At 45.0% G+C, this 25235-nt stretch carries 20 protein-coding genes; 15 read left to right on the plus strand and 5 right to left on the minus strand.

Annotated elements, in window-relative coordinates; translation table 11 throughout:
* The first annotated feature begins 106 nt into the window (after positions 1-106).
* Both AC0LWT_RS34220 and AC0LWT_RS34225 read left to right on the plus strand, forming a co-directional pair.
* Complete coding sequence (locus tag AC0LWT_RS34220) at positions 107-640, plus strand: DinB/UmuC family translesion DNA polymerase (RefSeq protein ID WP_474686038.1); 534 nt, start codon at positions 107-109, stop codon at positions 638-640.
* A complete protein-coding gene (locus AC0LWT_RS34225; RefSeq protein ID WP_474686040.1) occupies positions 637-1125 on the plus strand; it encodes a YhjD family protein in 489 nt (162 codons plus the stop codon). The genes AC0LWT_RS34220 and AC0LWT_RS34225 overlap by 4 nt, the downstream gene beginning before the upstream one ends.
* 134 nt (positions 1126-1259) lie before the next feature.
* Here the strand turns inward: AC0LWT_RS34225 and AC0LWT_RS34230 are convergent, their stop codons facing one another.
* Entirely contained in the window at positions 1260-2132 is an 873-nt protein-coding gene (locus tag AC0LWT_RS34230; RefSeq protein WP_474686042.1) for a helix-turn-helix transcriptional regulator, read from the minus strand.
* Positions 2133-2396: 264 nt separating this feature from the next.
* On the opposite strand from AC0LWT_RS34230, the gene AC0LWT_RS34235 reads away from it, so the two are divergent.
* Both AC0LWT_RS34235 and AC0LWT_RS34240 read left to right on the plus strand, forming a co-directional pair.
* Positions 2397-2699, plus strand: coding sequence for a Dabb family protein (locus tag AC0LWT_RS34235; protein WP_474686044.1), 303 nt, complete (start codon positions 2397-2399; stop codon positions 2697-2699).
* Between the two features lie 42 nt (positions 2700-2741).
* Positions 2742-2891, plus strand: coding sequence for a hypothetical protein (locus tag AC0LWT_RS34240; protein WP_474686046.1), 150 nt, complete (start codon positions 2742-2744; stop codon positions 2889-2891).
* A gap of 209 nt (positions 2892-3100) precedes the next feature.
* Here the strand turns inward: AC0LWT_RS34240 and AC0LWT_RS34245 are convergent, their stop codons facing one another.
* Positions 3101-3796, minus strand: a complete 696-nt coding sequence (locus AC0LWT_RS34245) for a RibD family protein (protein WP_474686048.1) — start codon at positions 3794-3796, stop codon at positions 3101-3103.
* Between the two features lie 13 nt (positions 3797-3809).
* On the opposite strand from AC0LWT_RS34245, the gene AC0LWT_RS34250 reads away from it, so the two are divergent.
* Both AC0LWT_RS34250 and AC0LWT_RS34255 read left to right on the plus strand, forming a co-directional pair.
* Positions 3810-4145: a TetR-like C-terminal domain-containing protein gene (locus AC0LWT_RS34250; protein ID WP_474686050.1), complete on the plus strand. Its 336-nt coding sequence runs from the start codon at positions 3810-3812 to the stop codon at positions 4143-4145.
* A gap of 119 nt (positions 4146-4264) precedes the next feature.
* Positions 4265-5515, plus strand: coding sequence for a WD40/YVTN/BNR-like repeat-containing protein (locus tag AC0LWT_RS34255; RefSeq protein WP_474686051.1), 1251 nt, complete (start codon positions 4265-4267; stop codon positions 5513-5515).
* A gap of 81 nt (positions 5516-5596) precedes the next feature.
* Here AC0LWT_RS34255 and AC0LWT_RS34260 read toward each other — a convergent pair whose 3' ends face one another.
* The 3 genes from AC0LWT_RS34260 to AC0LWT_RS34270 form a co-directional block, all read right to left on the minus strand.
* A complete protein-coding gene (locus AC0LWT_RS34260) occupies positions 5597-6793 on the minus strand; it encodes a hypothetical protein (RefSeq protein ID WP_474686053.1) in 1197 nt (398 codons plus the stop codon).
* A 14-nt stretch (positions 6794-6807) separates the two neighbouring features.
* Complete coding sequence (locus AC0LWT_RS34265; RefSeq protein WP_474686055.1) at positions 6808-8445, minus strand: SAM-dependent methyltransferase; 1638 nt, start codon at positions 8443-8445, stop codon at positions 6808-6810.
* 222 nt (positions 8446-8667) lie between these two features.
* Positions 8668-9039, minus strand: coding sequence for a YhjD family protein (locus tag AC0LWT_RS34270; RefSeq protein ID WP_474686057.1), 372 nt, complete (start codon positions 9037-9039; stop codon positions 8668-8670).
* 444 nt (positions 9040-9483) lie between these two features.
* Here AC0LWT_RS34270 and AC0LWT_RS34275 point away from each other — a divergent pair, with 444 nt between their 5' ends.
* From AC0LWT_RS34275 to deoC, 9 genes are all read left to right on the plus strand, one after another.
* The gene (locus AC0LWT_RS34275; protein ID WP_474686059.1) at positions 9484-9729 is read left to right on the plus strand and encodes a hypothetical protein; all 246 of its coding nucleotides are present in this window, start codon (positions 9484-9486) and stop codon (positions 9727-9729) included.
* Positions 9730-9782: 53 nt separating this feature from the next.
* A complete protein-coding gene (locus tag AC0LWT_RS34280) occupies positions 9783-10865 on the plus strand; it encodes a hypothetical protein (protein ID WP_474686137.1) in 1083 nt (360 codons plus the stop codon).
* A 618-nt stretch (positions 10866-11483) separates the two neighbouring features.
* A complete protein-coding gene (locus tag AC0LWT_RS34285) occupies positions 11484-19061 on the plus strand; it encodes an S-layer homology domain-containing protein (protein ID WP_474686061.1) in 7578 nt (2525 codons plus the stop codon).
* 80 nt (positions 19062-19141) lie between these two features.
* Positions 19142-20335 (plus strand): HupE/UreJ family protein, encoded by a 1194-nt coding sequence (locus tag AC0LWT_RS34290; RefSeq protein ID WP_474686063.1) that lies wholly within the window; start codon positions 19142-19144, stop codon positions 20333-20335.
* Positions 20336-20357: 22 nt separating this feature from the next.
* Complete coding sequence (locus tag AC0LWT_RS34295) at positions 20358-21386, plus strand: permease (RefSeq protein ID WP_474686065.1); 1029 nt, start codon at positions 20358-20360, stop codon at positions 21384-21386.
* Between the two features lie 17 nt (positions 21387-21403).
* Positions 21404-22303, plus strand: coding sequence for a TIGR03943 family putative permease subunit (locus AC0LWT_RS34300; RefSeq protein ID WP_474686067.1), 900 nt, complete (start codon positions 21404-21406; stop codon positions 22301-22303).
* Between the two features lie 45 nt (positions 22304-22348).
* Positions 22349-23221, plus strand: a complete 873-nt coding sequence (locus AC0LWT_RS34305; protein WP_474686069.1) for a cupredoxin domain-containing protein — start codon at positions 22349-22351, stop codon at positions 23219-23221.
* Positions 23222-23475: 254 nt separating this feature from the next.
* A complete protein-coding gene (deoR, locus tag AC0LWT_RS34310) occupies positions 23476-24420 on the plus strand; it encodes a DNA-binding transcriptional repressor DeoR (RefSeq protein WP_474686071.1) in 945 nt (314 codons plus the stop codon).
* Positions 24421-24578: 158 nt separating this feature from the next.
* Positions 24579-25235, plus strand: a complete 657-nt coding sequence (gene deoC / locus AC0LWT_RS34315; RefSeq protein ID WP_474686139.1) for a deoxyribose-phosphate aldolase — start codon at positions 24579-24581, stop codon at positions 25233-25235.

Raw genomic sequence — 25235 nt, forward strand, 5'->3', positions numbered from 1 at the left:
TGTACATTGTCATTAAAAGTAAAATTGTGTCTGACTGCCTTACAGTAAAGGGAAAGTAGTGACGATTATGTACACATATTAAAATGCACATTTTTTTACTGATACCTTGGATGACTCACCGGTATCTCCAGGGACTTTTGATCGAGGACATCAGACTATCGGTCACGGAATGACGCTGCCGCGTGATTATGGTACTAAGGAAGACATCAATGTTATTCTTCATGAACTTTCAGAAGAAGTATGCAGGCGCTGCAGATCAAAAGGGTATGCGGGACGGGTTATCCATGTGGGAGTGCAGGGGGCTAACTTTGACCTTCCTACAGGATTTTATCGCCAAGCTACTTTACCGGATCCCACCAATATTACTCGAGAAGTTTACGAAGGAGCCTGCCGCATATTCTATAGACACTGGGATGGTTTGCCCGTACGAAAGCTTTATATCACACTTTCCAATTTCAGTAAGGACACTGAGTATCAGATTTCACTATTTGGCAACCGAGAAAAACTCAGAGAGCTGGAGCGTACAACTGACGAAATTAAAAATCGTTTTGGAACAACGTCTATACTCCGTGCATCCTCTCTCTTGCAGGCCGGGCAAGCGCTTGACAGGTCTCGAAAAATTGGAGGACACTACAGATGAATAGCAAGAAATTATCCGGGAATGGATTGTGGGAATCCAGCAGAATGCTTTTGCCTGAACACCGCGAGGCTCTTATTCAGAGGAGACAGAAAGAACCGGAGCGTAAGGAGCAGATGCCCTCTTTTGAAGAATTGGTTTTGGTTAAAAATTCAATGATTTTACCCATTATGCTTACAGTAGCTGAAAGCAACCTCCGTAAAATTGAACTTTCCGATTATTCTTTGAAAAAGCTTTATACAGTTATAACAAACATACTGGTAGATCGAATTATTCAAGATATTTCGGAGACAAAAAAAATGCTTAAAACACAAGGAATAAAGATCTATGAAGAGGAGAAAGTGGATGATACCCTTCGAGTTAAATTCAATTGCCGCGGCTATGAAGACAGCATATCTATAATACGCGATGTAGTGAAGTCAGAGATTAGAGTCAAAATTCAAAGATATATGGAGGAAATTTTAAAGCCACTTATGGCAAAAAAATAAGCAGGGAACTTGCTGTCATGGTAGTGTAGAAATTCCTACTATGGAAAGGAAACTGTTACAGCATACGCATCACAGGTTTATTCGACTTATAGCATGAAGCATTATTGACATAAAGTTTAAGAGTTAGAAAATGATCAAGTTGAAGTCGCAAATTGTCCCGAATTCTGGTGCTGGTAATCGCTTAACAGCCTCTGCATTTTTTCCACCGTGCCGTCCCGATGGGGAACGTGGATGGAAACCATCAAGCTTGGATCCTCCAAATATTGAAACGAAACATGATCGAAATTTAAGATCCCGAGATTCGGACAACGAAGCGCCTTTGGGGCATCAATAGCGTCGAGAACCTCATGCGACTCCCAAAATTCCCGGAATTCGGGGCTGGCTTGGCACAGCGCATCGAACTGTTCAGACCACCAAGGGTCGTCAACGTGACGCGCATACCCTGCATGGAATTTAGCGGCTATCCGACGCGCATGCAGCTCCCATTGATCTCCCTTGATGTAGCGAAAACGGGGAGAGGTAAAAGTCATCCAAACAAAATTTCGCTCTTTGTCCGACAAGGCGGCGAGATTCCCGTTCAATGCGCAGTAGGCCGCATTCCAGGCAATGATGTTCATGCGTGCATCCATGACATTCGCCGGAGAAGTGTGTTGGCTATCCAAAAAACTTTGAAGCGCCTGGCTCACCTGAGCAGATATCTTCGTTTCTGCTAAGGGGAGTTGTTTGCGTGCAAGAAAAAAAAGGTGCTTGCGCTCCGATTCATCAAGCCTCAACACAATGGCTATTCGCTCAAGGACCTCAGCGGATACGTTGATATGACGGCCTTGTTCCAAATAGGTATACCAATCCAATCCTACGTCCGCCAACAAGGCAACCTCGCCGCGGCGAAGTCCGGGCGTGCGTCTGCGTCCGGACTCCGGCAATCCTACTTGCTTAGGGGTAATCCGTTCCCGGCGTGTGCGCAAAAAACGGGCTAATTCCTCATAACGGTCCAGCTTGATCGACATGATCGCCATCCCTCCTATCGAACGATGAAAGTAGGACTCCCAATCCTACGATAACCAGATCTCTTCCTAGCTTAGTCGAGTCCATATACACTAGCTTATATCATCCTTCTGGATGAAAGCAAGAATGGCAAGGGGCAGAGATCAGCGGTTGAACCTTGATCTCGTAGCGGAAAACTTCGTGAAATGGATGAGGAGCAATCCCGTATGAAACAACTGCAAACCGTAGAATGAACATTCTCAACAGAAACCGTGGAGGGCAGAAAGATGTATGAACATATCGTATTATTGAAACTTAAGCCTAATGTTACGATTGACGAACAAGAAGAAGCGGTGAAGCAAGTCCAAGCCTTTAAGAATAAGATCCCGGGCATTGTAGACCTTAGTGCCGGGATTAACGTCACGGAAGAAGTGGAGCATAAGCAAGGTTATACGTTAGGCATTCGGGTAACCTTTGCGAATCGGCAGGCTTGCCGGGATTATACCCAGCATCCGCTGCATCAGAACTTATTGCAGCGAGTCGGCCCATTTGTGGAAGGGATCGCTGTCGTGGACTACCCGTTTTCTTGAACGCATCCCTTTATCGCTCTTACGCAAGCGTGGTTGCTGACATTGTCCTTCGGCTTTTTGGCCATGCTGTTTTATGGCATTACGGCGTGGCTGCCGCAAATCATCCAAAGCATGGGATTCAGCAAAAGCTATGCGGGCAGCGTATTGACGATTTTCGTGATCGTTCAAATCCCCGCGAGGCGCCGCGAGTAATCGATGGGCTCAAGGCGGGCCAGACGAAAGGACGCGTGGCCTTCCTGATTGACTAGGCTCTTTGCTTTTACCTGTCGACGCTACAACGTCTGCAATGGATGTTGCTGTATACCCCTTTTCTATTCGGTTAGCAAGAAAAACAGAGCAGCGAGGTTAACCCTCCTGCTCCTGTTGTTTTATGCTATGGTTTCAACTCCAATGGGGATAACTTAATCACGCTTTACTGAATACTTCATCCATAAGCCGTCATTATCGAGCTTTTCAACATCATTCAAAACGAAGTTTACTGACTTGAAGTTTTTAAGGGCAGGATTCGTATCAAAAATTGTCTTGGAATTAGCCGAACCATCCACAACCGGCAATACCAGCAGACTCAATTCATCAATTAATCCCTCGTTCAAAAGGGAGCCATTAATAACGCCGCCGCCTTCTACCAATATTTGATCGATATGAAATAAATCTTTTAGTTTTTTTGCTACAACATTGAAATCTAATGATTCTTTTCCACCGAAAATATAGGAAATACCTAGATTTTGCAGGTGGGCTAGATACGCATCGGAAACTTTTTTTGTAAGAATCTCTATTATATGGTCTCCAATAGCGTTTTCTCCTCCTTCTGTAATATGTTCATATTTCCAATCAAGTTTACCAGTAGAATCGATTACAACAATATACTGATTCGCATTTTCGTTTGCAACATAGTCAGTTCTAGGGAAATTTGGTGCATCATTTGTTCCCGCAATAAAATCGCTCATACCTAACATTTCTTGCAAAGTAATTCTTCCTAATATCGATGCTTTACACCCGTAAGCAGTATGAATTTTTCCGTACTGCTCTAAAAAATATGCCGTCCTGTCCTCGTTCATAAAATCTCCAACGATTTTCCCGTCCAATGACGCCATCATGTGGCAAATAAAGTTGTGTGAATTAGCATTAAATATGGATGTTAAAGAAGCAAATCTTGTTTGGTTTAAATACTTTGAAAGCAATTATTTATTCTTTTCAACGATGATAACAGGCCAAGGAATATTTGCTTTCCGCAGTCATTTTCTTGAGTTTGTCATTGAGGAAATAAAGGGAAGAGTGGATACAACCAGAGGGAAGAATAAAGGACTAAATGAAAATGTTATTCTTAGATTCTTTGGATCAGCTATTGTAGGAATAGTAGAATCTTATTTCACAGAAGGTATACCTAAATCACCTGAAGTGGTAGCAGAACAAGTAGGGATTTTATTAGATAGGAACCTTTACTAGCTTCACGATCTGCGCTTAATTTGTTTTGGTACGATAATTTCCGCAAAAACTTCCAACAAGCAACTTTTTCAACGGCCGCGCGTTTAATTAAAAGGAAATAAATGGATGATGGAGGCGTTATGAATAAGCTATCGATTATGCTGCTAAGTATGTTTCTGCTATCAATCGCTGCCGGATGCAGGGAAGAAGCTGTGAAGAAGCCGGAAATTGACACCATATCGCAAATACCTCAAACTTCCGGGTCTCCACCGAAAAAGACGCCACTAGAGTCTGATAAAGAAGGGCTGGAACATAAGAGTAATACTTCTTCCCAGCAAGCTTCGGACTCCTCCGAAAAGTTGAACTTGGATCGAATCGTATATTACAATAACGGCGAATTGTTCTGGGCTTTGGGACACGGGGCGGTTTATTTCTCAGATAACATCGGTAAACAGTGGACCGATATGACGCCAAAGGGAGTTAGCATCGATACAGCTGGTGCAGGGTTCGACTTGTTTGCTTTTCATCACGGAGCGGATCGAATCGATGTGTATGAACACTCTTTCGACCCGCAGCAAGAGTGGACGCACTCTGTTCTTCCGACCAAAGAAAAGTGGGAGATCTCCGGCACTTTACTATTTGCAAACTACTTGGTCGGGGCTGACAATTGGCTTCTCGTCGAATCTGATTCTACGAATGGGACGGAAAAAAAGGCGCTGTATCGAATCTCAGAAAACGACAGACAATGGACGAGGATCCAAGATATAAGCGGCCAAGTTGTCGGGAGAGCGAGCGGCATCACAATCCGCAACTCCAAGGAAGGGTGGATCACTTGCAGCGGCGGGAATAACGATATCATTCTTTATCATACGACGGACGGAGGGCTTCATTGGACGAAAGAAAAGCTCCCCGTTCCCGAAGAAACTTCGAAAGTATCTTTTACAGCAAATGTATTTGCACCGGTATTCGATGAGGAAGGAGATTCAAATTTGATTCTCCCAGTCGAGATCATCTATGGCTCTGAACAAATGATGACGTATTACTATACCCACGATGCTGGGAAGAGTTGGATCTTATCTACAAGCCGCTATAAGAACGTCAAGCCCCCGCCTGCTTACTACCCGGATCAAACATACGGCAGAGGGACGGCGCTTGACGAGCAAGGGGAGAAATTATACCATTTTGCTCTTGAGGATTACAGCGATTTTTTCGATGGACCCGTCCCTCAGCCGCTCGAAATCAAGCTAAAAACAAATTTAAGAAAGGCAACGCAGCTCTTTTTTCGCGTAGAATCGAACGAGGGCAATGATAGGGTGAGACGGGGCTGGGCGTTGCTGGACGGCGAGCTTGTGGTCGCTCAGGACGGCGGAGCGATTTGGCAAAGACAGTAACATATCATAGCATTTACCTTTAGTTGCATTGAGGTGAAAAACCAGTTGCATTCCCCACTCCTCTCCAATATGTAAAAGAGGTCAGTCCGTACCGTCATAATCCGGATCCGGGTCGCGACTTCCTCTTGGCTTAGCAGGTTTCGTCACTCCTAGCTCAAGGGAACGCTCATTAATAATACTTAGCTGGTGGGATGATACCGAGGAAGGGATAAAGTGTTCCTGGATTCGTAAAGGCAGGTGCTCGTACACATCAGATGGGCAGGTGAATAACAAATTATCGGCGACCAAATTAATCAAATCATCGTCAAGGTTCTCAGCCGTAATATATTCGCCATCATCCGTTTCATCCATATCTTCATTGTTCTTATGAATTTTCTCCAATTTCGTAACGACTTCTTTGACCACACCTTCGTCATCAAAATTAAATGCCTCTTGCAATGCTTCAAGCATGCTTTGAGTCGTCTTTGTTTTAGGGTTTAACATCTTCGATAACATCTTTCTTGCATGTTTGCGACGATTTTTGTACTCTCTTTTGTAAGCAGCGACCATAGCAGCCATGCCGCCGGAAATGTGAGATTTGTCTTGACCAAATGGCCCGCCCGGAAAGTTTGTCAAGAAATCGATTCCGGAGAAATTGGATTGAAAGGCATTCGTTGAGATTGCTTTCGTTTCTTCCATAGCTGAGTCTGCTAACGTCGTACGTTCGAACACATTGCCCTGGAACTTGGTCAGCGATTGGGGACCTTTATTATCTTCAATTCTTTCTTCTGCCATTTCTATTTCAGGCGATAAAGCCACTTCAAAATGGTCCAGTTCCTCCTGCAAAGGAAAGTAATCTATGTCTACTTCGTCCTCATTTCCCCTCTTATACTCACCGTTATCCAGAGCGTCGTTTAATTCTGTTGCCGCTTTTTCATCGTAGAAATTCAGAAACTCTTGAACGCGTTTCAAAAAATCCCGGGTATATCCCTCCGTTTTGAATTCCTCAAGCGTACCGTCTTGCGGATTATTAACCGGAATTTTACGCATCTGAATAAGCCCCGAAGCGTTATTCGGAATCGGTGCGCGCTTCGCCTGCAGGGGCGGTCTTGCCCCCCCTTGCTGCAGCATTTGGCCCACGGCCCTGTTGCCGATCGTTCGCTGCAGGTAAGTAATGGGAAGTTGCCCGGCCAGTTGGACGTTCTGCTCCAACGTAGAGCCAATCTTTATATTTTCTGATGATTGCGTTGTGCTCACATTGCTCGTTTTAAGCTTGGATTGGAAGCGTGAATGTTCCATATGTCCTCCGGACTCTAGGATTCGTTCATATTCCTTGAATGGATTTGGGTTAATAATAGAATGGCTTCCTCATTGACAGGATCATATATAAGCACTTTCTCCAACAAAAGTTCGGCTTGCTCGAACTCTTCAAGCAAAAAATAACATAACGCCATATTATACAGCGTACCCGTATGCTCCCCGTAAATATGAACGGATCGTTGAAAATAATCATTGGCTTGCGAATAACAGCCCATCTCGTAAAACATAGCTGCTATATGATAAGCCAAGTCCATATCCTCGCCTAACGAAAAGTACGTCGCCCAAACCTTATGAACCGTATCGATCACCAAGGCACGTTCCCTCTCGGAAAAAGTAGGCGCCAACTCGAACAGTCTCGGTAAATAGTACGAGAAATGGTGGCTATCATAACGGCTGAGGCGAATATAGGCCATCATTTCCTTCAGGCCCATGTCTGAATATCGGTTTCGTGCATGCTTGGCAATATTGTAGAAATCGTCCGGACCAAATTCATTGACATACCGTTCATAAGCCGCACAGGTATCTATATACTGCTCCGGATTGTCCAGCATCAGGAGACATCCTACATCGATTTGATGATGGGGATGTTCCGGAAATAAGGCCCTCCCCCCATTTCTCTCGCATAACCAGCGGAAAGCATGGAAATTAACAGGAAGCGAGAAGCTGCCGTGACGCACCAGACCGGAGGCCGGCTTGTATGGCAGTAAAGCGGGATCGTGGTTGCCTTTGTCGGCGGTAAGCAGCATTAGCCCTTTACGCGATAAGGACTTCATATTCTGCAAGCAGCGCAAGCCGACGGTTGGAACTAGCAAGTGGGTGCTGTTTAGCATATTCCCGTACTCCAGAATGAGCTGATTCCAATCATGTTCTGGAAAAGTCGGTGTCTGGATAGAACGATGCGTGTATTTCACATGCACATTCGATAGTACTTCCTCAGGCGCAAGCGTGTCCGGATCTTGGTCGTGGGACAGAGTCACTAAGCATTGAAACCAGTTGCGTTGTTCGAGATAATACAAATCCTGAGGGATACTATCGAATACGTAATTGGCAATCACCACAAGCGGATTGGCCAGTTCGTTTGCGGCGATCTCCCGGTTGCTTATCTGTAATTGAAGCCGATTCGATTTATTTATATCAAACAAGGCCATATCTAATAAACCGCGTTGAAAAAAAGGAGCAAACTGAGGATGCCGCTTCCAAAAAGCAAGATTGCTGCAAGTAAAATCCGTCATTACATAACAAATCGGTATCGTTTCCTGTTGAAATTGTTCGCAGATCTTGACAAACCGCGTTATAAAATGAAATGCAAACCGCCCCGACCCGGCGCCTAATTCGCAAATGTAAAGCGGTTCATCCCGAGAATGCCCTAAACTCTCTCCGGATGACGTCATCCTCTTCCGGTCGCGCAAAAAAGCAAATACGATCTCGGCGTAGCTGTTTGCCAACGTGGGACTGCTTGTCACATAATGCGGCACTTGGCCGGATTGCCAAGCAGCAGCCCCCTTTTCGTCGAAAAAATCCCGCTGTAGTTGCCAGAGTAACGATTCGGAAAAAACTCGCTCTTCTTCCAGCAAATATTTACGCTTACCGCGTACTTTCGCTATTGAACCTATGTTATCCATAGGTAACATGTCATCACCCTTTTGGATATTTTTGTTTGGTTATTTTAAGTGTAGATCAGCCCAATAAAAGAATAATGAAAGATTCTGCCGATAATTAGCAAAAAACCGCGCAGCATCAAGCCTTCACGGTTTTTTTAAAATGGCGATTTTTTCCTGTACGCCAAATAAGATTATCAATTAAAAGCGACATAAGCCAAAGAGGTGATTCGGTCGAAAATACAATCCTTTAGCTCACCGCAACCGCCCCCGCATATTCATCAGCGCAGTCATCAGCTCCGCTTTGACCAGGCTCCTCAGCATGGTGAAATGACGAACGTAGCCGCGGACTTTGTATTCGACGTGGATGCCTGAAGCATTCGTGTTCGTACTGAGCACTTTCATGTCCCGTTTCTTCATCTTGCTTTTGATGTTTTGCAATTCGGGATAAATGGAATTTTCAACTTCCCGAAGATAAAAAATAAGATGATTGTACACGATCTTATCCTTGTAAACTTTCAATTCGTCGATATCCCTCGCCAACATATCCAGCAAAATAGGCAGCAACGTGTATTCCTTGATGATCTGAACATCTTCTTCCGTTTCGATTCTTGAATTAACACTCATAATGAACACCACCATAATACGAACGTTTATTCTTATTATATAACGAACATGCGTTCCTTATACAGAGGTATTTTACGGAATTCCGCTTTCTGTCCTACGAGTGCGGCAAAACGGTGGTATCGGCTTGTGCAGCCGCGGCGAGCGGGCCGGATCGCTTTTCGCATTGCCTGTTTGTTAGCGAAATCCGGAAGAGGGAAGCGGAAAAAGGTTGGGAGGTAGAATTTGGTTTGTTTTTGCCCGGGAAGTACATAAAGAGCAGGGTGGCATGATCGGTTTACCGCATGGAAAATCGTCTGTTTCCAGATTTTATATTTCCGGGTTATAAAGGAGTTGTTGCATCGACTGAAGGAGGACGCGGTTACGCAACATAGGAGCAGCTTAAAAGCCGCTTCGGATGCATGCCTGGAACGGAAGTTTTCCGGGAATGCTGTGCGGTGCGCTTCTATGCAATCTGTTGATCGGCTGTTCCGGCGGATCGAAGATTGCGACCGGACGGAAAAGGGAGGGGAGAATAGCGCCAAGCCGAAAGATGAGGTCGCGCTTAAGGTTAAAATCTATGAGCGCGGTACAGCGCCTGCAGGCGTATCCGTCGCGAAAAACGGCTGGGCAAGCGCCCGACATTATTTTTTACTTATGATGAAAATTTGGTGTACAACTACGCCGGGCAGGACGGTATTTTACCGGCCGTGAAGAAGCAGACGCCCGCAAAAAAATTCGTGAATATAAAAGGAGATGTAACTGTGATGCGTAAAATCGGAAGTAAGATTTTGACCTTTAGTTTGATGTTGGCACTGGCTGTGCCTTGTATCGCGCCGGCGGGGCTTGTTTCCAAGGCGGAAGCGGCGACGGCAGAGGAACAAAGCAAATTTGCCGAAATTTGGTCCCCGCTGCTTTACCAAGATATCGGCAGCGATCCGCAGCAGGATATCCCGACGCGCGTTGACTACGACGGCGACTGGAATACGACAAACAACTGGGAAAATATCGATCAATACGGTCTGGGCGGCAAAGCGTTGTATCCGTCCGTGTACTATTCTTTCGTTTCGTCCAAAACGCACTGGTTCATCGGCTACTATTTCTACTACGCGAAGCAGGATGTTAGAGGCGTTGTAGCAGATCTCGGGAACGGTCTCGGCGACCATGAGAACGATATGGAAAGCATGATGCTGGTCATCCGCAAACCCGGCGGCACGGACTTGAACGGCAACAAAGTCGACGATCCGAACGGCAAGCTGGAAACGGTGCTCATGGGACGGCACAAAAAGCTCCGCATGTATTCGTCCCCTTGGTCTACTGACAAGACGTATACACCAGGGCTGAGCACGGTTTATTTTGACGGCAAATACAGTATGTCCGGCAGTCATCCGAAAATTTACAGCGCCCAAAACGACTCTCCGATTACGGAAAGCGAGCAGGATTTCGGCCATGCGCTGCGGGTGTATGACGATAAAGGAGCAAAAGGCAACAGCGGTATCGTGTTCAAATCGGGCACCGATGTACAAAACATGAGCGACCGCAGCAAAAACTACTACGCCAATTATTCCAATGACTTCAAAAGCGCGCCGCTGACCTACGGTCTGATTCCGCTGGAAACTTCCCTATGGCCGCATCGCAACGATAACAACCCGAATCTTTGGTCCAGCTACGGAACGTTTGCCGGAGATAACGGCAGCGGCGACGCCAGCGCGCCATGGGGCCGCTCTTTCGAAAATTACCGCGACCTGGGCGCAGGCACATTGCTGACCGATCCGGCGCGCTTCGTCGACGCGCTCTTTGACGGGCTGGGAGAGTTCTCCCGCGAGTATGTTACAAACGTTTATCGTTAAGAGATCTAACGAATAGTCTTTTGAAAAAAAGTCTGCTTGCCCTATCAAATGGGGGGGCGGGCTTTTTTAGCATACAATTCCGCCAATAAACTCTCGTTACACTACCCGATACGATAAGAAAAATCATTGAAAAATTGGAAATGGTATTATTTTCTTCTTGGAGCTATTTTCATTACAAATGATAAAATAAACAAATGTAAATTATTGTTTATTCAAAATTTCAATTTTTTTCTATTCTAGCATGTAGTTATTGGTATTATGCATAGTTTGCGATATTCGATAAGGCAGATTTCCAAATATTAAGATTATGCCAAAAACCGCCTTAACAATCCCTTAACGCTGTGCTAATATACACAAAACAAATGAAGTCTAGAATAGCTAAGGGACGTTTGAAAAAATGTTTACAAAGTGATGAATTAATGTCATTGGAATCAATTGTAAAAAAAGTATTTTTCAAATGTTCACTTTAGCAATTAGCAGGTTAATTCCTGAGGAAAATGGGAAAGCGCTTTCGTTGTGGGGTGCTTAATTCTATTGAGGGGGTAGATAGAGGATTAGGCGGCGCTTGTTGTGTTGTTTTTTTTGTTATGCAATTTTATAAGGGAGGTAATCGCCTTAATGTTAAAAAGGATAGGTAAGTACAAGAAATGGTACAGCCTTATGATGGTTGTGATGATGCTGGCCACGATGATTTTGCCTAATGGATTGGTTCAGAAGGCATATGCAGGCGTACCCGAGACTGTAGCAGGGTGGACCTTTTCGTCGACGAACGTGGATACTGCAACTGCCGGTAATGCCAATAATAAAGGCATCGCCAAGCTGACATTAAGCAATAGTAGAACAGCTACTTACTCAGCTACAGGCAACACTATATATAAAGATGGCTGGGCTACTCCTGCAGGAGGGTATTGGCAAGCGCAATTCAGCACGGCTGGATACTCTGGATTAACACTTTCTTCAAAGCAATATGGTACAAATGGCGGTCCGAAGGATTTTCAGCTTCAGTACAGCCTAGATGGTACTAATTTTGTTCCATTTTCAGATGTCTATTCACTTACGACAACGATTGCACAAAAAGATGTAAATCTGCCTAGCGAATTGGACAATCAACCAACTGTTTATATTAGATGGGTCAATACGTCTAATTCTTCGATTAATTCATCAAATGCCGGTACCAATGGAACAGGGACGATCTCTCAAAGTAATGGCAACAGCAGAATCGCTGATATCGTCATCAATGGGACCTCGTTGTCGGGCACCGTTAGTGTAACTGGCGTAACGCTCAATTCGAATACTGTCAATATGACGGTCGGGGATGCTGTGTATGGTCTGGTCGCAACGGTAAGCCCGGCGAATGCGACAAACAATGCAGTGAATTGGAGCACAGATAATGCTGCCGTAGCTACGGTGAACACCAGTGGCGGAGTGACGGCAGTGTCCGCAGGAGCGGCAAAGATTACAGCGACCACGGTAGATGGCGGTTTTACAGCAAGCAGCATGGTGACGGTTGCGCCTGCGCCTGTCTCCGGTAAGACGAAAAATCCGGATTCTTCAAAAATCACGTTTTCGAGTTTGAACGCAGTTAGTGGTTTGGCGGGAGCTGTTGGAGCCAGTGTACAAGTAGCCGTATACTGGGACGCTGCATTGACTACGTTAGGTGGAACTGGAATTGCGGCAGCGGATGGGTCGTTTGCAATTTCAAACCTCAATAACGCTCTATCCAAGACGACGGCTTACATTACAGCGCAGGGAACTGGGCAAACGCAGAGCGATCCGATTTCGGTCAATCTTACCGTTACTCAGAGTATCAAACCCGGCGATGTCGTTTTCAGCCAATTGTATGTAAATGGCGGTAACAGCGGAGCCTTTTATAATACGAAGTTTTTCGAGCTGTACAATACAACAAATCAGGATATCAATTTCAATAATCAGTGGGCAATCATTTATGTGTCATCATCAGGTACAAGCTTTGGAGCAGGCACCAAGCTGACCGGCACAATTAAAGCTCATGGATATTATCTTGTATCAGGTAATGTTGGAGCAACGGGTGCAAGTCTTCCCGTAACACCGGACCAAACAAGCACCCTTAATCCCAGCGGGTCTGCAGGGGGGATTCTTGCCATTGCTAATTCAACAACCGGATTAAGCAGTCAAGATGATCCCAAAGCGATTGATATTGTTACTTTCGGCAACGGAACCAACTCCAGTTTTACCACGAAAACCGATCATTGGGGATCGCCCTTCTTTAACACCGGTGTCGGAGGCGGGACTATACTGCGTAAAACAGATGCAGGCTCCGATCCAAGAGTAGCACTTGGCTTGGGCAATGGTTTTTTCTCGAAGGATCCGTCCAAGGATTTTGTTTTGAATGCACCAAGCAGCCCAAGTAATCCTGTAGAAGTTAGCATCCGCAACTCGAAGTTCATGGGTTCTCCCAACGCCGCGAAAATCAGCTTCACGAATTCAGGCGGCAATGCAACCGCAATAGGAATCGCAGGTTCTGTTCCTGTTTCGTCGACAGTCAAAGCCTATGTGGTAAATGCCGGCATCGTTTCTTCAGCGGGACAAACCACGGCAGCGGCAGATGGGTCATTTTCACTGAATTTCTCAGATTCGAATAATAATCAAACGGTGTACCTTACTTATACGGATACAACGCAGCCTGTGCCAAAAGAAAGCATCTATGCGCGTGTTGACGCAGCGGGAAACCCGAACGCGATAGTTCCTATTAATCAATTGCGTTACAATGACACCAACGGGCTGCCGCTTCATATCGGATTCTCTACGACCATCGAGGGCGTAGTGACATCGGATAATAACGCGCTTGGAACTGAAAAAGCAAATTTCTACGTACAAGACGCTACAGGTGGAATCGAGGTTATTTCCGGCCAAGCACAATCAGTCACGATCGGACATAAAGTTAAAGTTGCCGGAAAATTCGTATTTACTTCGGGTATGGCACAATTTGTTCCGACCATGATTACGGATGAAGGGTTGGATACGGCGCCTGTTGCGAGCGTGATTACGTTACCTGCTTTAAGCGCTTATGCAACAGCAGAACCGTTGGAAGGGAAATTGGTCTCTGTTAGAGGAAAGGTATCCAATATTCCATCCACTGGTCCGGACTATAACGTGACGATTATTGACGATTCAGGCAATACAGCTATCGTCAAAATATTGGGGTCTACCGGGATTGATATTAACAGTGCAATTGCGCTGGGCGATACGTTAACTTTTACAGGGATCGTGGGTCAATCCAAGTTAGCTTCTCCTTATACGAGCGGATACTATGTTCTGCCAAGGAAAGCTTCTGATATTAAAGGGGATCTGCAGTTCAATCATGTTCCTCTGACGAAATATTATATCGGTTTGGATGTACCTATCAAAGCAACGGCGAAATATGCGGATTCCATTACCCTTTACTATAAGTATTCGGGGGATTCCTCTTTTGCTTCAATCCCATTGCTTACGGCCGCTAATGACAATGTGAATTACAATGCCAAAATACCGGCGGCAACGGCGCCTGGAAAGTTGTCCTACTATATTGTAGCTCAAGGCAACGGACAGACGCTGACTTCCGGAGACTCTAATACTCCAAACAGCGTGGATATCGTAGAAGATACGGACGGCCCGGCGTATTCCAACGAGCTTCCGGCTAATAATGACAATATTGAATCATCCCATCCGGTCGTTTCCGTCAATTTGGACGATCCAAGCGGCGTGGATGTGAATTCTCTGAAGATTTCCATTGACGGCAAAGATTTCACTGCGCAAGCTGAAAAATCGATTAGTCAAATCAAGTTAACTTTAACTTCGAACGATGATATGGCTGTCGGGACTCATACTGTCCAAGTTTCGGCCAAAGATTTGTCTTTACGAGGCAATCTTTCGACATATTCCTGGTCATTCCAGATTGTTCCGAGGTTTACCGGAGGCAACCATTATCGGGGAACAATGCATAATCATACCAGTATCTCACACGATACTGTGAAAGATGCAACAGGCACCCCTGAAATGGCTTTAAAAGCGGCTCTGGCTCATGGTTACGACTACTTTGCTTTCTCCGATCACTCGCATGATATCGATTCTTCGCTTGTTGGTACAGATAGTGTCGATCATAAAGGGATGCCTGAGCGAACAGGCGGATCTGATTGGCAGCTAACGAAAGACCTTGCGAAAGAATATACGAAAAACGGAAGCTTTGTCGTATTCCCGGGATTTGAAATGACTTCAACCACTTGGGGTCACTCTAACGTCTTTGGAACCGAAAACTTCATCGATCGTGTCCAAGATGGAGGGAAATATCAAAATCTTCAAAATTATTACAATTGGACGTTGACTTATGATAATATTGTAGCGCAGTTCAATCACCCGGCGATGTCGGCGAATGCGTTCGACAATTTCATTCCTTATGATAAAAATGTCGACAAGCTCTTCACAATGCTTGAGGTAGGCAATGGGTCAGGACAGTATGCATATGTCAACGCGGAAAACAAATTTTTCAGCGCCCTCGACCTGGGATGGCATGTAGCGCCGACGTACGGTGAAGATAACCATAACGCGACTTGGGGACAAACGAAGAAACGTACGATTATTGTCGCTAATGATCTTTCTACGGATTCTTTGTTTGATGCAATGCGCAAAATGCACGTTTATTTCAGTGAAGATCCGAACTACCAACTGGATGTATTGGCAAACGGATACTACATGGGTGCTACGGTCGACTCCAAGACGCTGAACTTTAATGTTACAGGCAGCGATAAAAGCCCCTCCGATCCGAAATATATTTCTGTACCGGCAAGCGATAATACCAACATTGCTAAAGTCGAGTTGGTTACCAATGGCGGCAGAGTTTACGACAGTTACACGCCAGACGGAAATACGTCGTCGTTTAACTGGAAGCCGTCAGTCAATGTCATAGGAGGACAGCAATGGTTCGTTATTCGTGTCACGCAAAAGGATGGCGATAGAATCTACTCTTCGCCGATCTGGTCGCCGGAAGATCCGTTGTCCGTGAAAGTAAACGATTTAACAGTTGTAGAAGGAGCTGCCATAGCCGGCATGCCTGTCACTTTGAAAGCTGGCGTCGCCAATCTTGGAACGATCAATGTGACAAATCTTACCGCACATTTCTATTATGACAGCATTGATTCGGCTCATTTAATCGGAGATGCTACGATCGCTTCACTTGCTGCTAATAAAAATGCAGATGCCAGCGTCATTTGGTCGAATCCGCCTTCAGGGAGTCACAAGTTGATTGTCGTGCTTGCGGCCGGGGACGGGAATGACCTGGGAGATAATAAATATGAACAAACGATCACTGTGAAACCGCCGCTCGGCATCAAAGTTATGATTGATGCTACGCATAATAATGAAAATACGACGAGCGATACCGGTACGTACGGCGATAACCTTAAAAACTTCACACTCAATTTGAAGCAACAGGGATATACGGTTATTGAAAATAAAACTGCGCTTACCGATCAACTCTTAAGCGACGTCAATGTATTGATGGTAACTCATCCAAGCAGTGCGTATTCTGCAAGTGAAATCACTGTATTAAAAAGTTTCATTGATCGCGGCGGATCGTTATTATTGACCGAAAAGAGCAATTACAACGGAACTCCTCAAAATCTAAACAGTTTATTATCGGGTATTGGTTCAAGTATTTTAATTAACAACGATGGAGTCTTTGACGAAACAACAAGCGGTAATTTCTGGGGAACTCCGTTAACTTCTAATTTTTCAGTGCGGCTCCATTTGAAGCCTGTAAGTAACCGTTTGACTGATTTCGTATCCTTATTGGACTTTTACAGTGGAGCGAGTCTTGCCCAAAACGATGGGGCAGGAAACAAAGTTCCGCTTACGGACAGCAGTTCAGTTACTGTTCTTGCAACGGGGAACGAAACAACGTTTCAAGACTCTCCTCAAGTAAAAACTGATACGGTGAAATATAATGTCCGAACAGCTAATGGCAAAAATGGTCCAGCTTTGACCGATGTAACCGGCGGGTCGGCTATACCGTTAGTAGCTTCGGAGCAGCTTGGAACTGGCAGGATTGTTGTGGCGGGAATGAATATTTTCAACGACAAGCAAATGACACAAAACGACGGCCCGACTAACAATGTTCCATTCGCGTTAAACGTAGTCAATTGGTTAGCGAAGAATGAACAGAAAGTGATTCCGATCGCCGATGCCCGCAAACTGCCGGATGGTACAAATGTGGTTGTCCAAGGGAAGGTAACTGCTCAGGCAGGGATATTCTACGACGCTGCTTACATTCAGGACGATAGCGGCGGAATTATGGCATTTAACGAGGTGCCAAAAGATTCGTTACAACTTGGAGATACGATACGAATATACGGTTATATCGGCACTTTCGACAATGACAAGGAAGTCATGTTTAATGGGTTTGATAAAAGTATCGTTAAAGTAAGCTCAGGACCGCCTGTTCCACCTAAGCTAGTCACAACGGGAGAATCGATTTCCGATCAGTATCAGGGTCAGTTGGTTCAGGTAAAAGGGAAGGTAACTTCCATTCCCGACAGTTTTTCATATGTAATTAACGATGGCAGTGGAGATGTCCTCGTATTCGTAGACGGATATGTTCTCGAAGAAACCGGAGTGGCGATTCCTAAGCTATCCATTGGGGATACGTTATTAGCGACAGGCATGAGCAGCAAATACGCTAACGGCGACCGGATTCGCGTCCGCGATACAAGGGAATTGATGAATGCGACTGAAATAGTCTCAGTTACCGGAGTGGGGCTGAACACGAGCGCAATCAACCTGACGGTGCAGGGGGCTGTATATGGACTGACAGCAACGATCGCACCTGCGAATGCGACGAATCAAGCGGTCACTTGGAAATCGAGCGATACATCGGTTGCGACGGTAGATGCGACAGGAAAAGTTACGGCAATTCGTACAGGAACGGCGACGATAACCGTAACGACTGTTGACGGAAATTATACAGCTTCCGCAGCAGTAAATGTAGCGATTCCAACAACCGGAGGAGAAACCGGGGGCGGAAGTGGAAGTGGAACCGGAAGCGGAACCGGGACAGGCAGTACCACCCATAATACAAGCGATGGAGATCATTCTTTCATGATTACGGCGGATATGCTCACCGGGAACGGCAAAACAACCGTCGAAGTTCCGGCAAGTACTTGGGAAGTTAAGATTCCATCGAATACGGTCGATCTGATTAAACAAGACAACTTAATGATCAAATCGGATAAAATCGTTATGAACGTACCTTCCGATCTGTTCAAGCAGTTAATAAACAAGCTTTCTACAGCTGAGTCGAAAGACAGTACAATTTCGTTGAAGCTAAATCCTTTGAACGATGCCGAGGCGAAAAATATCGTAGACAAAGGCAGAAACATAAGCAAAACGGACATTAAGCTTTCCGGAGAAGTTTATGAATTACACCTGTCCATTACTACTGCGGATGGCAAAACTGTTGATCTTTCGAAGTTCGACAAACCGATAACGATTAAGTTAAAGGTCGATTCTACCGTGAATCCGAAATTGGCCGGTATCTATTATATTCCTGATGATGGAAAGCTAGAGTACATTGGAGGAAAATATATAGATGGCTACATGGTAGCTCAGATTAGTCACTTCAGTAAATATGCGGTTTTTGAAGTGACAAAATCATTCACTGATATCCCGGAAAAATATTGGGCAGCGAATGTAATCAAAGAGCTGGCGGCGAAGCAAATTGTGAGCGGGACGAGCGCAACAATGTTTGAACCGGAACGCAACGTAACGCGCGCCGAATTTACAGCCATGCTGGTCAGAGCGCTGAATCTGACAGCGAAAGGCGATGTAGCTTTTACTGATGTGAAGGCCGGTGACTGGTATGCCGAAGCTATCTCCATTGCAGTGAAAGCAGGCATCGTACAAGGAAAGAGTACTGAACTTTTCGATGCAAATGCGCAAATTACTCGTGAGGAAATGGTCACGATGCTAATGCGGGCGTACGAAAATCAAAGCGGCAAAGCGTTTGTGAAAGCCAGTACGACGACATTTGTAGACGAATCTCTAGTTTCACCTTGGGCAGCACAATTTGTAAAAACGGCAGCGTCGCTGAACTTGATTCAAGGACGCGCGGCGGGCAAGTTCGATCCGAAGGGGATCACAACCCGTGCTGAAGCCGCTCAAGTCATTTATAACTCATTAAGTAAATAAGCATCTAAGCATTACTTCAATGATAGCAGGATGCCATTCGCGAGAATGGCATCCCCTTATCTTTAACAAGGAGGAGAATTATGTTCCGTCTTAATGGTACATTGAGACTTTTCATTTGGCTGATGTCAGTTTTGTTATGCATTCTCCTACCGTTCGATCGGTCAGTATATGCACATGCTTACAGTGCCAGTTATACGACGCTAAATTTAACAAAATCTAACATTGAAATGACCTATTCGCTTGACGAATTATCCGTTATTGAATTAGTCGGCGGAGATGTAAACAATAATTCTATGCTCGAACAGGATGAATTCGATGCAGTGAAAGATAAGCTTAAATCGCTGCTGCAAACAAAAATTTCTTTGAAAATTAACGGTGAGTCGCAGGACTGGAAACAAGTGGACAGTTTTATTCTCGATCGACAGGGGGATGCAACGAAGGTTGTATTGAAGCTCACTTTCCCGCCAGTCACCGCATCGCAGCCGATTTCTTTGGTGGACAATCTATACTTAAATGACGCAATGACCAACTACGTTGATTTGCTTACTATTAATTACGGCAAGCAAAAAAGTACGTCGGCTCTATCCGGGAAAAACCGGGTATGGGCGATGCAAATGACTGAAAATGATTATGCCGGTTTGCAACAGGATGCTCAGCTTCAGCAAAATATCCCCAATAATCAAACAGAAGAACCTCAGAGTGATGGTTCAAGCCAACCGACATCAAGTACAGGCTGGTTCTCTTTCTTTACACTCGGAATGAATCACATTTTAACCGGCTATGACCATCTGTTGTTCTTGTTTTCATTGTTAATCGCAAGGCAAAAATTTAAGCAATATGCGACCATGATCACAGCATTTACGATCGCTCACAGCATTACTTTAACATTGACGGTGCTGGGGATAATTAATGTATCTTCGAGAATTGTTGAGCCTGCGATTGCGCTAAGCATTTGTTTTGTCGCAGTAGAAAATATCGTTCGTAACCGTGTCAGCCACCGCTCGGTACTTACATTTTTATTCGGCTTAATACACGGAATGGGCTTTGCAGATATTTTGAAAGAGATGGATATCCCGAAAAGCGAACTGGCTGCTGATTTGATCAGCTTTAATATTGGGATTGAAACCGTCCAGGTGACGTTAGTCGCAATGCTGCTGCCGCTGCTCATACTATTACACCGTTGGAAATATTCAAGGCGGGCAGTAATTGCAGGTTCCAGCGTAGCGCTTGTGCTGGGCGGAATCTGGCTAACGCAGAGGGTATTCTTCAATTAAACAAAATCAAGAGGGGATATTCATGCAAAATACGGCAGTATCAAAAAAGTCAAACAGGTGGAATAGCAATTTACTCGCTGTCTTTTCTTTGGTGGCTATAGTGATCTTATATTTTTTCTCTACCAAAGCACCCGAGACGATTTTGAATGACCCCAAGCTGCAAATATTTAAAATGATGTTTGTCAGCATCATTATTGAAGCAATGCCCTTTATACTGGTTGGAGTTTTAATTTCAGCGTTGTTGGAAGTTTTCGTTTCAGCGCAGACCATCAGAAGAATGATTCCGAAAAATCCCATTTTGGGTATTGTTGCCGCGAGCGTGATTGGCATTATTTTTCCTATATGTGAATGTGGGATGATTCCGGCTATTCGCAGACTGATTCAAAAAGGAATGCCCCTGCATGTTGCCACGACATTTATTTTGGTCGGGCCGATCATAAATCCGATTGTATTCTGGTCTACGTATACGGCTTTTCGCAACAAACCCGATATTGTTTTTTCGCGTATGGGATTGGCTTTTCTTGTGGCGCTCGTTATTGGGCTTATCGTCTATTACTTCGTAAAAACGGATCAACTAAAGATAGGTCCGCCCATTCAGCAGCATACGACTAAGCACCACGAGCACCATGAGCATAGTAGCAAGAACAAACTGCTGGAAGTAATGGAACATGCAATTAGCGAATTTTTTGAGATGGGTAAATATTTGATCTTTGGTGCATTACTAGTTGGATTGCTTCAAACGTTCGTATCCAAGAGCACTTTGGTGGAACTTGGACACACTCAAGGAAGCGCAAACTTGCTGATGATGGGCCTCGGATTTCTACTTTCGCTTTGTTCAACCTCGGATGCATTTGTCGCGCAATCGTTTGTCACGACATTTTCGAAAAGCTCGCTTGTCGCATTTATGGTTTTCGGTCCCATGCTTAACTTGAAAGGGATTTTGATGATGTCGGCAGTTTTTAAAACCAGATATGTAGTATTATACAGTTCACTAGTTATCGTTTGCGTCTATACAAGTACTTTGATTCTCGAAAGGTTCATATTGAAATGAGCAGGGAGAACAATTTAATGAAAAACTCGTATGTTGTGCATCATTTTTTGAGATTGACGATTTTACTGGGTTTCTCAGTACTCTTAGCATATTTAGCGTTGTCGGGGGAAATTCTTCTTTTTATTGCACCGCAGCTTGTGAAATATGTAGATATTGCTGCAGGAGGATTATTTATCTTTGCAGTTTTCCAACTCTACATCTCAATTCGTTCGTTCAAACAGCCGGCAGCTTTTTGTGCTTACGGCGGGCACGATCACAGTCATGAACCTTCACGGTCTTTATGGAAAAACACGATCATTTATGGATTGTTTATATTACCGCTGTTATTTGGAATATTCCTTCCTAACCAGTCCTTTGCTAGTTCGCTAGCCAAAAATAAAGGGGTGAATTTGGGAGGAACGTCTGCCTATAACAATGGTGTTCCTGCCGATTTGGCTCAGTTGGCAGGAAATGAAGACCCAGCGGCGAAAGAAATGTTTAAAACAGACAAATACAACCGAGACTATGCAAAGTTAGGGATGTTATTATATAAGCAAGATCTGATAGAAATGAAAGATGAATGGTTTATCGAAAAGTTGCAGGCTCTCAATACATTCGCCTCTAATTTTGAAGGCAAGCAAATTAAGGTTAAAGGATTCATTTATAGAGAAAATGACTTGGCCGGAAATCAATTTATTATCGGCAGAATGGCGATGACCCATTGTATAGCAGATATATCTCCTTATGGAATGATTGCCGAGGCTCAAAATGCAAGCAGTTATGCGAACGACTCATGGGTAACTATTACGGGTACCATTGCAACAACAACCTATCTTAACCAGACAGTAATTAAAATCGTTGTTCAAAATGTAGAACCTGCTGCCGCTCCAACCATTCCTTACGTTTATCCGGATTGGGACTTTGCTAAAAAACTGTAATGAGACTGCAATATTTAAACGAGCAAAGATGGAGTGATGGTTGTTATGCTGCTTAACATAGGAAGTTTCATACTAATTGTTCTGATCACAGGCTATCATATTTTTTATATGGTTCAAAGAAAAGCCATGTTGACTAGAACTGCCGGACTGACCGCAAGTTCTGCTTTTGCCTTGTTATCAAGTTTTGCATTTGGTGTTGTCGCGGCACAGACGTTGGATTTTAAATTGAGCTTAATTGTGACGATTACAATATTGTTTGCTATCATCACCGGTTTTCCCGGCGGTATACCATTCGGCGTTCAATCAGCCATAAATGGAGTATTGGCCGGTTCGATGGGGGCGATGCTTGGAGCTATCATAGGCAGTCTGTTTTTCAGATCGAATCTGGTTGTCATGGTTGCAGATATTGTGTTCGTTTCGGCTGTATTTTTCGTTCAGAAAACTATGGATTGGCGTCTAAATAAAAACGTTAAAAAAAAGAAATCCAAGAAGCCTTCGCTTCGGAAGCCTGTATACACCAGTACAATTGTACTAATTGTATGCATGACGGTTTCTACAGGGTATTTTTTACTGCAAAAAGATCAAATCCGCATCGGAACCATTGGCCAGCCGCAATCGCAAAAAGCGACGGTCGATGAAGAAAACGATATGCAAATCGCGACAATCGACGTCTCCGCTTCCGGGATTACCCCTAAAAATACGGAATTTAAAGCCGGTTCCATGATTAAAGCCATATTTGATGTGAAAGCGAACGCAGGAACCGATCTAAAGCTTGTTTCAAAGGATTTGAATTTTAGCGCTGATTTAAAACCAGGGAAAAACATGTTTTTATTGAATAATCCGCAGCCGGGAACCTACGAAATTATGATACAATCAAAACCGTATAAGGGCACATTTATAGTCGAAGCGGCAAAATAATTGAATTGACCGCTGTTAGCGCGCTTAAGACTTCTTACCCTTAGGAGAGACGACTCTTACGAGAGCGGCTCTCTTTTTATTGATATACAGTGGTTGACGATTTTGCTTGGGAGCAAGCCAAAACGATGGATCGAGTGAACAAAATTTCATGTTAAGGCATTGTGTTTTTGACAAAATCTTCGTATAATTAAATATGAAATTATGCTAATCAATACTGAACATAATTTCAATTGAGAGCGTAAGGGCGGAAACGTATGAGCGGAGACAAGCTGGAGAAAATCATTGATGCAGCCAGAATGTACTATCAATTGGACTATAGTCAGCAGGATATTGCCAAAAAGCTGGGGGTATCCCGCCCAACGGTATCGCGTTTTTTGCAGCAGGCCAAAGCGGAAGGCATCGTTCAAATAAAAATTATGGACCCTACTGAAAATAACGGCAATCTGGCTTCCCAACTGGAAGAGAAGTTCCAGCTGCAAAAGGCGATTGTCGTCTCGGTTCCCCAGTACGAAGATCCCGTCGTCAAAAAATATTTGGGCGAAGCGGCCGCGGCATATTTGTATGAAATCGTCAAAGACGGCGATACGATCGCGGTTACGTGGGGCACGACTTTATATGAGGTAGCCGTTCAATTGCAGAACAAGCATGTGAGGGACGTATCGGTCGTCCAGCTTAACGGCGGTGTCAGCTACTCGGAGACGAACACGTACGCCTCGGAAATCGTTCATCTTTTTGGCGGGGCGTTCAATACGAATCCGCATTTTTTGCCGCTGCCCGCGATCGTCGATCACGCTGTCGTCAAGCAGGCGATTGAAGCCGACCGGCATATACGCAAAATATTGGATATGGGCAAGAAAGCCAATTTGGCGGTATTTACGGTTGGCGTGCCGACCGAGGATTCCGTTTTGATCAGAGCGAACTATTTTTCCCCGTCCGATTTGGAGATCATTCACGCCAAGGGCGCCGGAGATATTTGCTCCCGGTTCATCGATCTGGAAGGCAATATTTGCAGCGAAGAGCTCGACCGGCGGACGATCGGGATCGATTTGGCGGAGCTGAGAAACAAGGAAAAGTCGATTTTGGTAGCCGGCGGCGTCAAAAAAGTGGATGCCATCCACGGCGCTATCTGCGGGAAGTATACGAATACGTTAATTACGGATCAATTCACGGCAAAATATTTGCTTGAATACCAGTCTTGATCATACAATTCATAGAGCAGTTGAAAAATAGGAGGAGAACAAAATTGGAAGTAAAGGAATGGATCGAACAAACTGTGCAAAAAGTGTTGGCTGAAGCCGGGAGCCAGCCTGTGAATGCGGGAACGGCCGGTTCGCAAGGAAACGAAACAGGGCCGGAGATTGCTGCGCTTATCGATCATACGTTGTTGAAGCCCGATGCCTCCAGGGACGAAATTGTAAAACTGTGCGGCGAAGCCAAGCAGTACGGGTTCGCGACGGTTTGCGTGAATCCGCATTGGGTGCCTTTGGCTGCAGCGGAGCTGGCGGGTTCGAAAGTCGGCATTACGACGGTCATCGGGTTTCCTCTGGGCGCGACTACGACTTTTGCCAAAATGGCCGAAGCGCGGGACGCTATCGCCAACGGCGCTACCGAAATAGATATGGTCATGAATATCGGCGCACTCAAATCCGGCGATCTGGACGCCGTGAAAGCGGATATTGAAGGTGTCGTGCTTGCGGGCCGCGGGCAGGCTGTAGTCAAGGTCATTTTGGAAACGGGCCTGCTGAATGACGAGGAAAAAGTGAAAGCAAGCCTGCTCAGCAAACTGGCCGGGGCCGATTTTGTCAAAACGTCGACCGGCTTCGGACATGGTGGCGCTACGGCGGCAGACATCGCTTTGATGAGAAAGACCGTAGGCCCGGAAATGGGCGTGAAAGCGTCCGGCGGGGTCAGAGATATCGATACGGCCCGGAAAATTATCGCTGCCGGTGCCACCCGCATCGGAGCCAGCTCCAGCATTGCCATCGTTACCGGAGGCAAAGGCGAAGGATATTAA

It is taken from the genome of Paenibacillus sp. sgz302164, assembly GCF_056120505.1.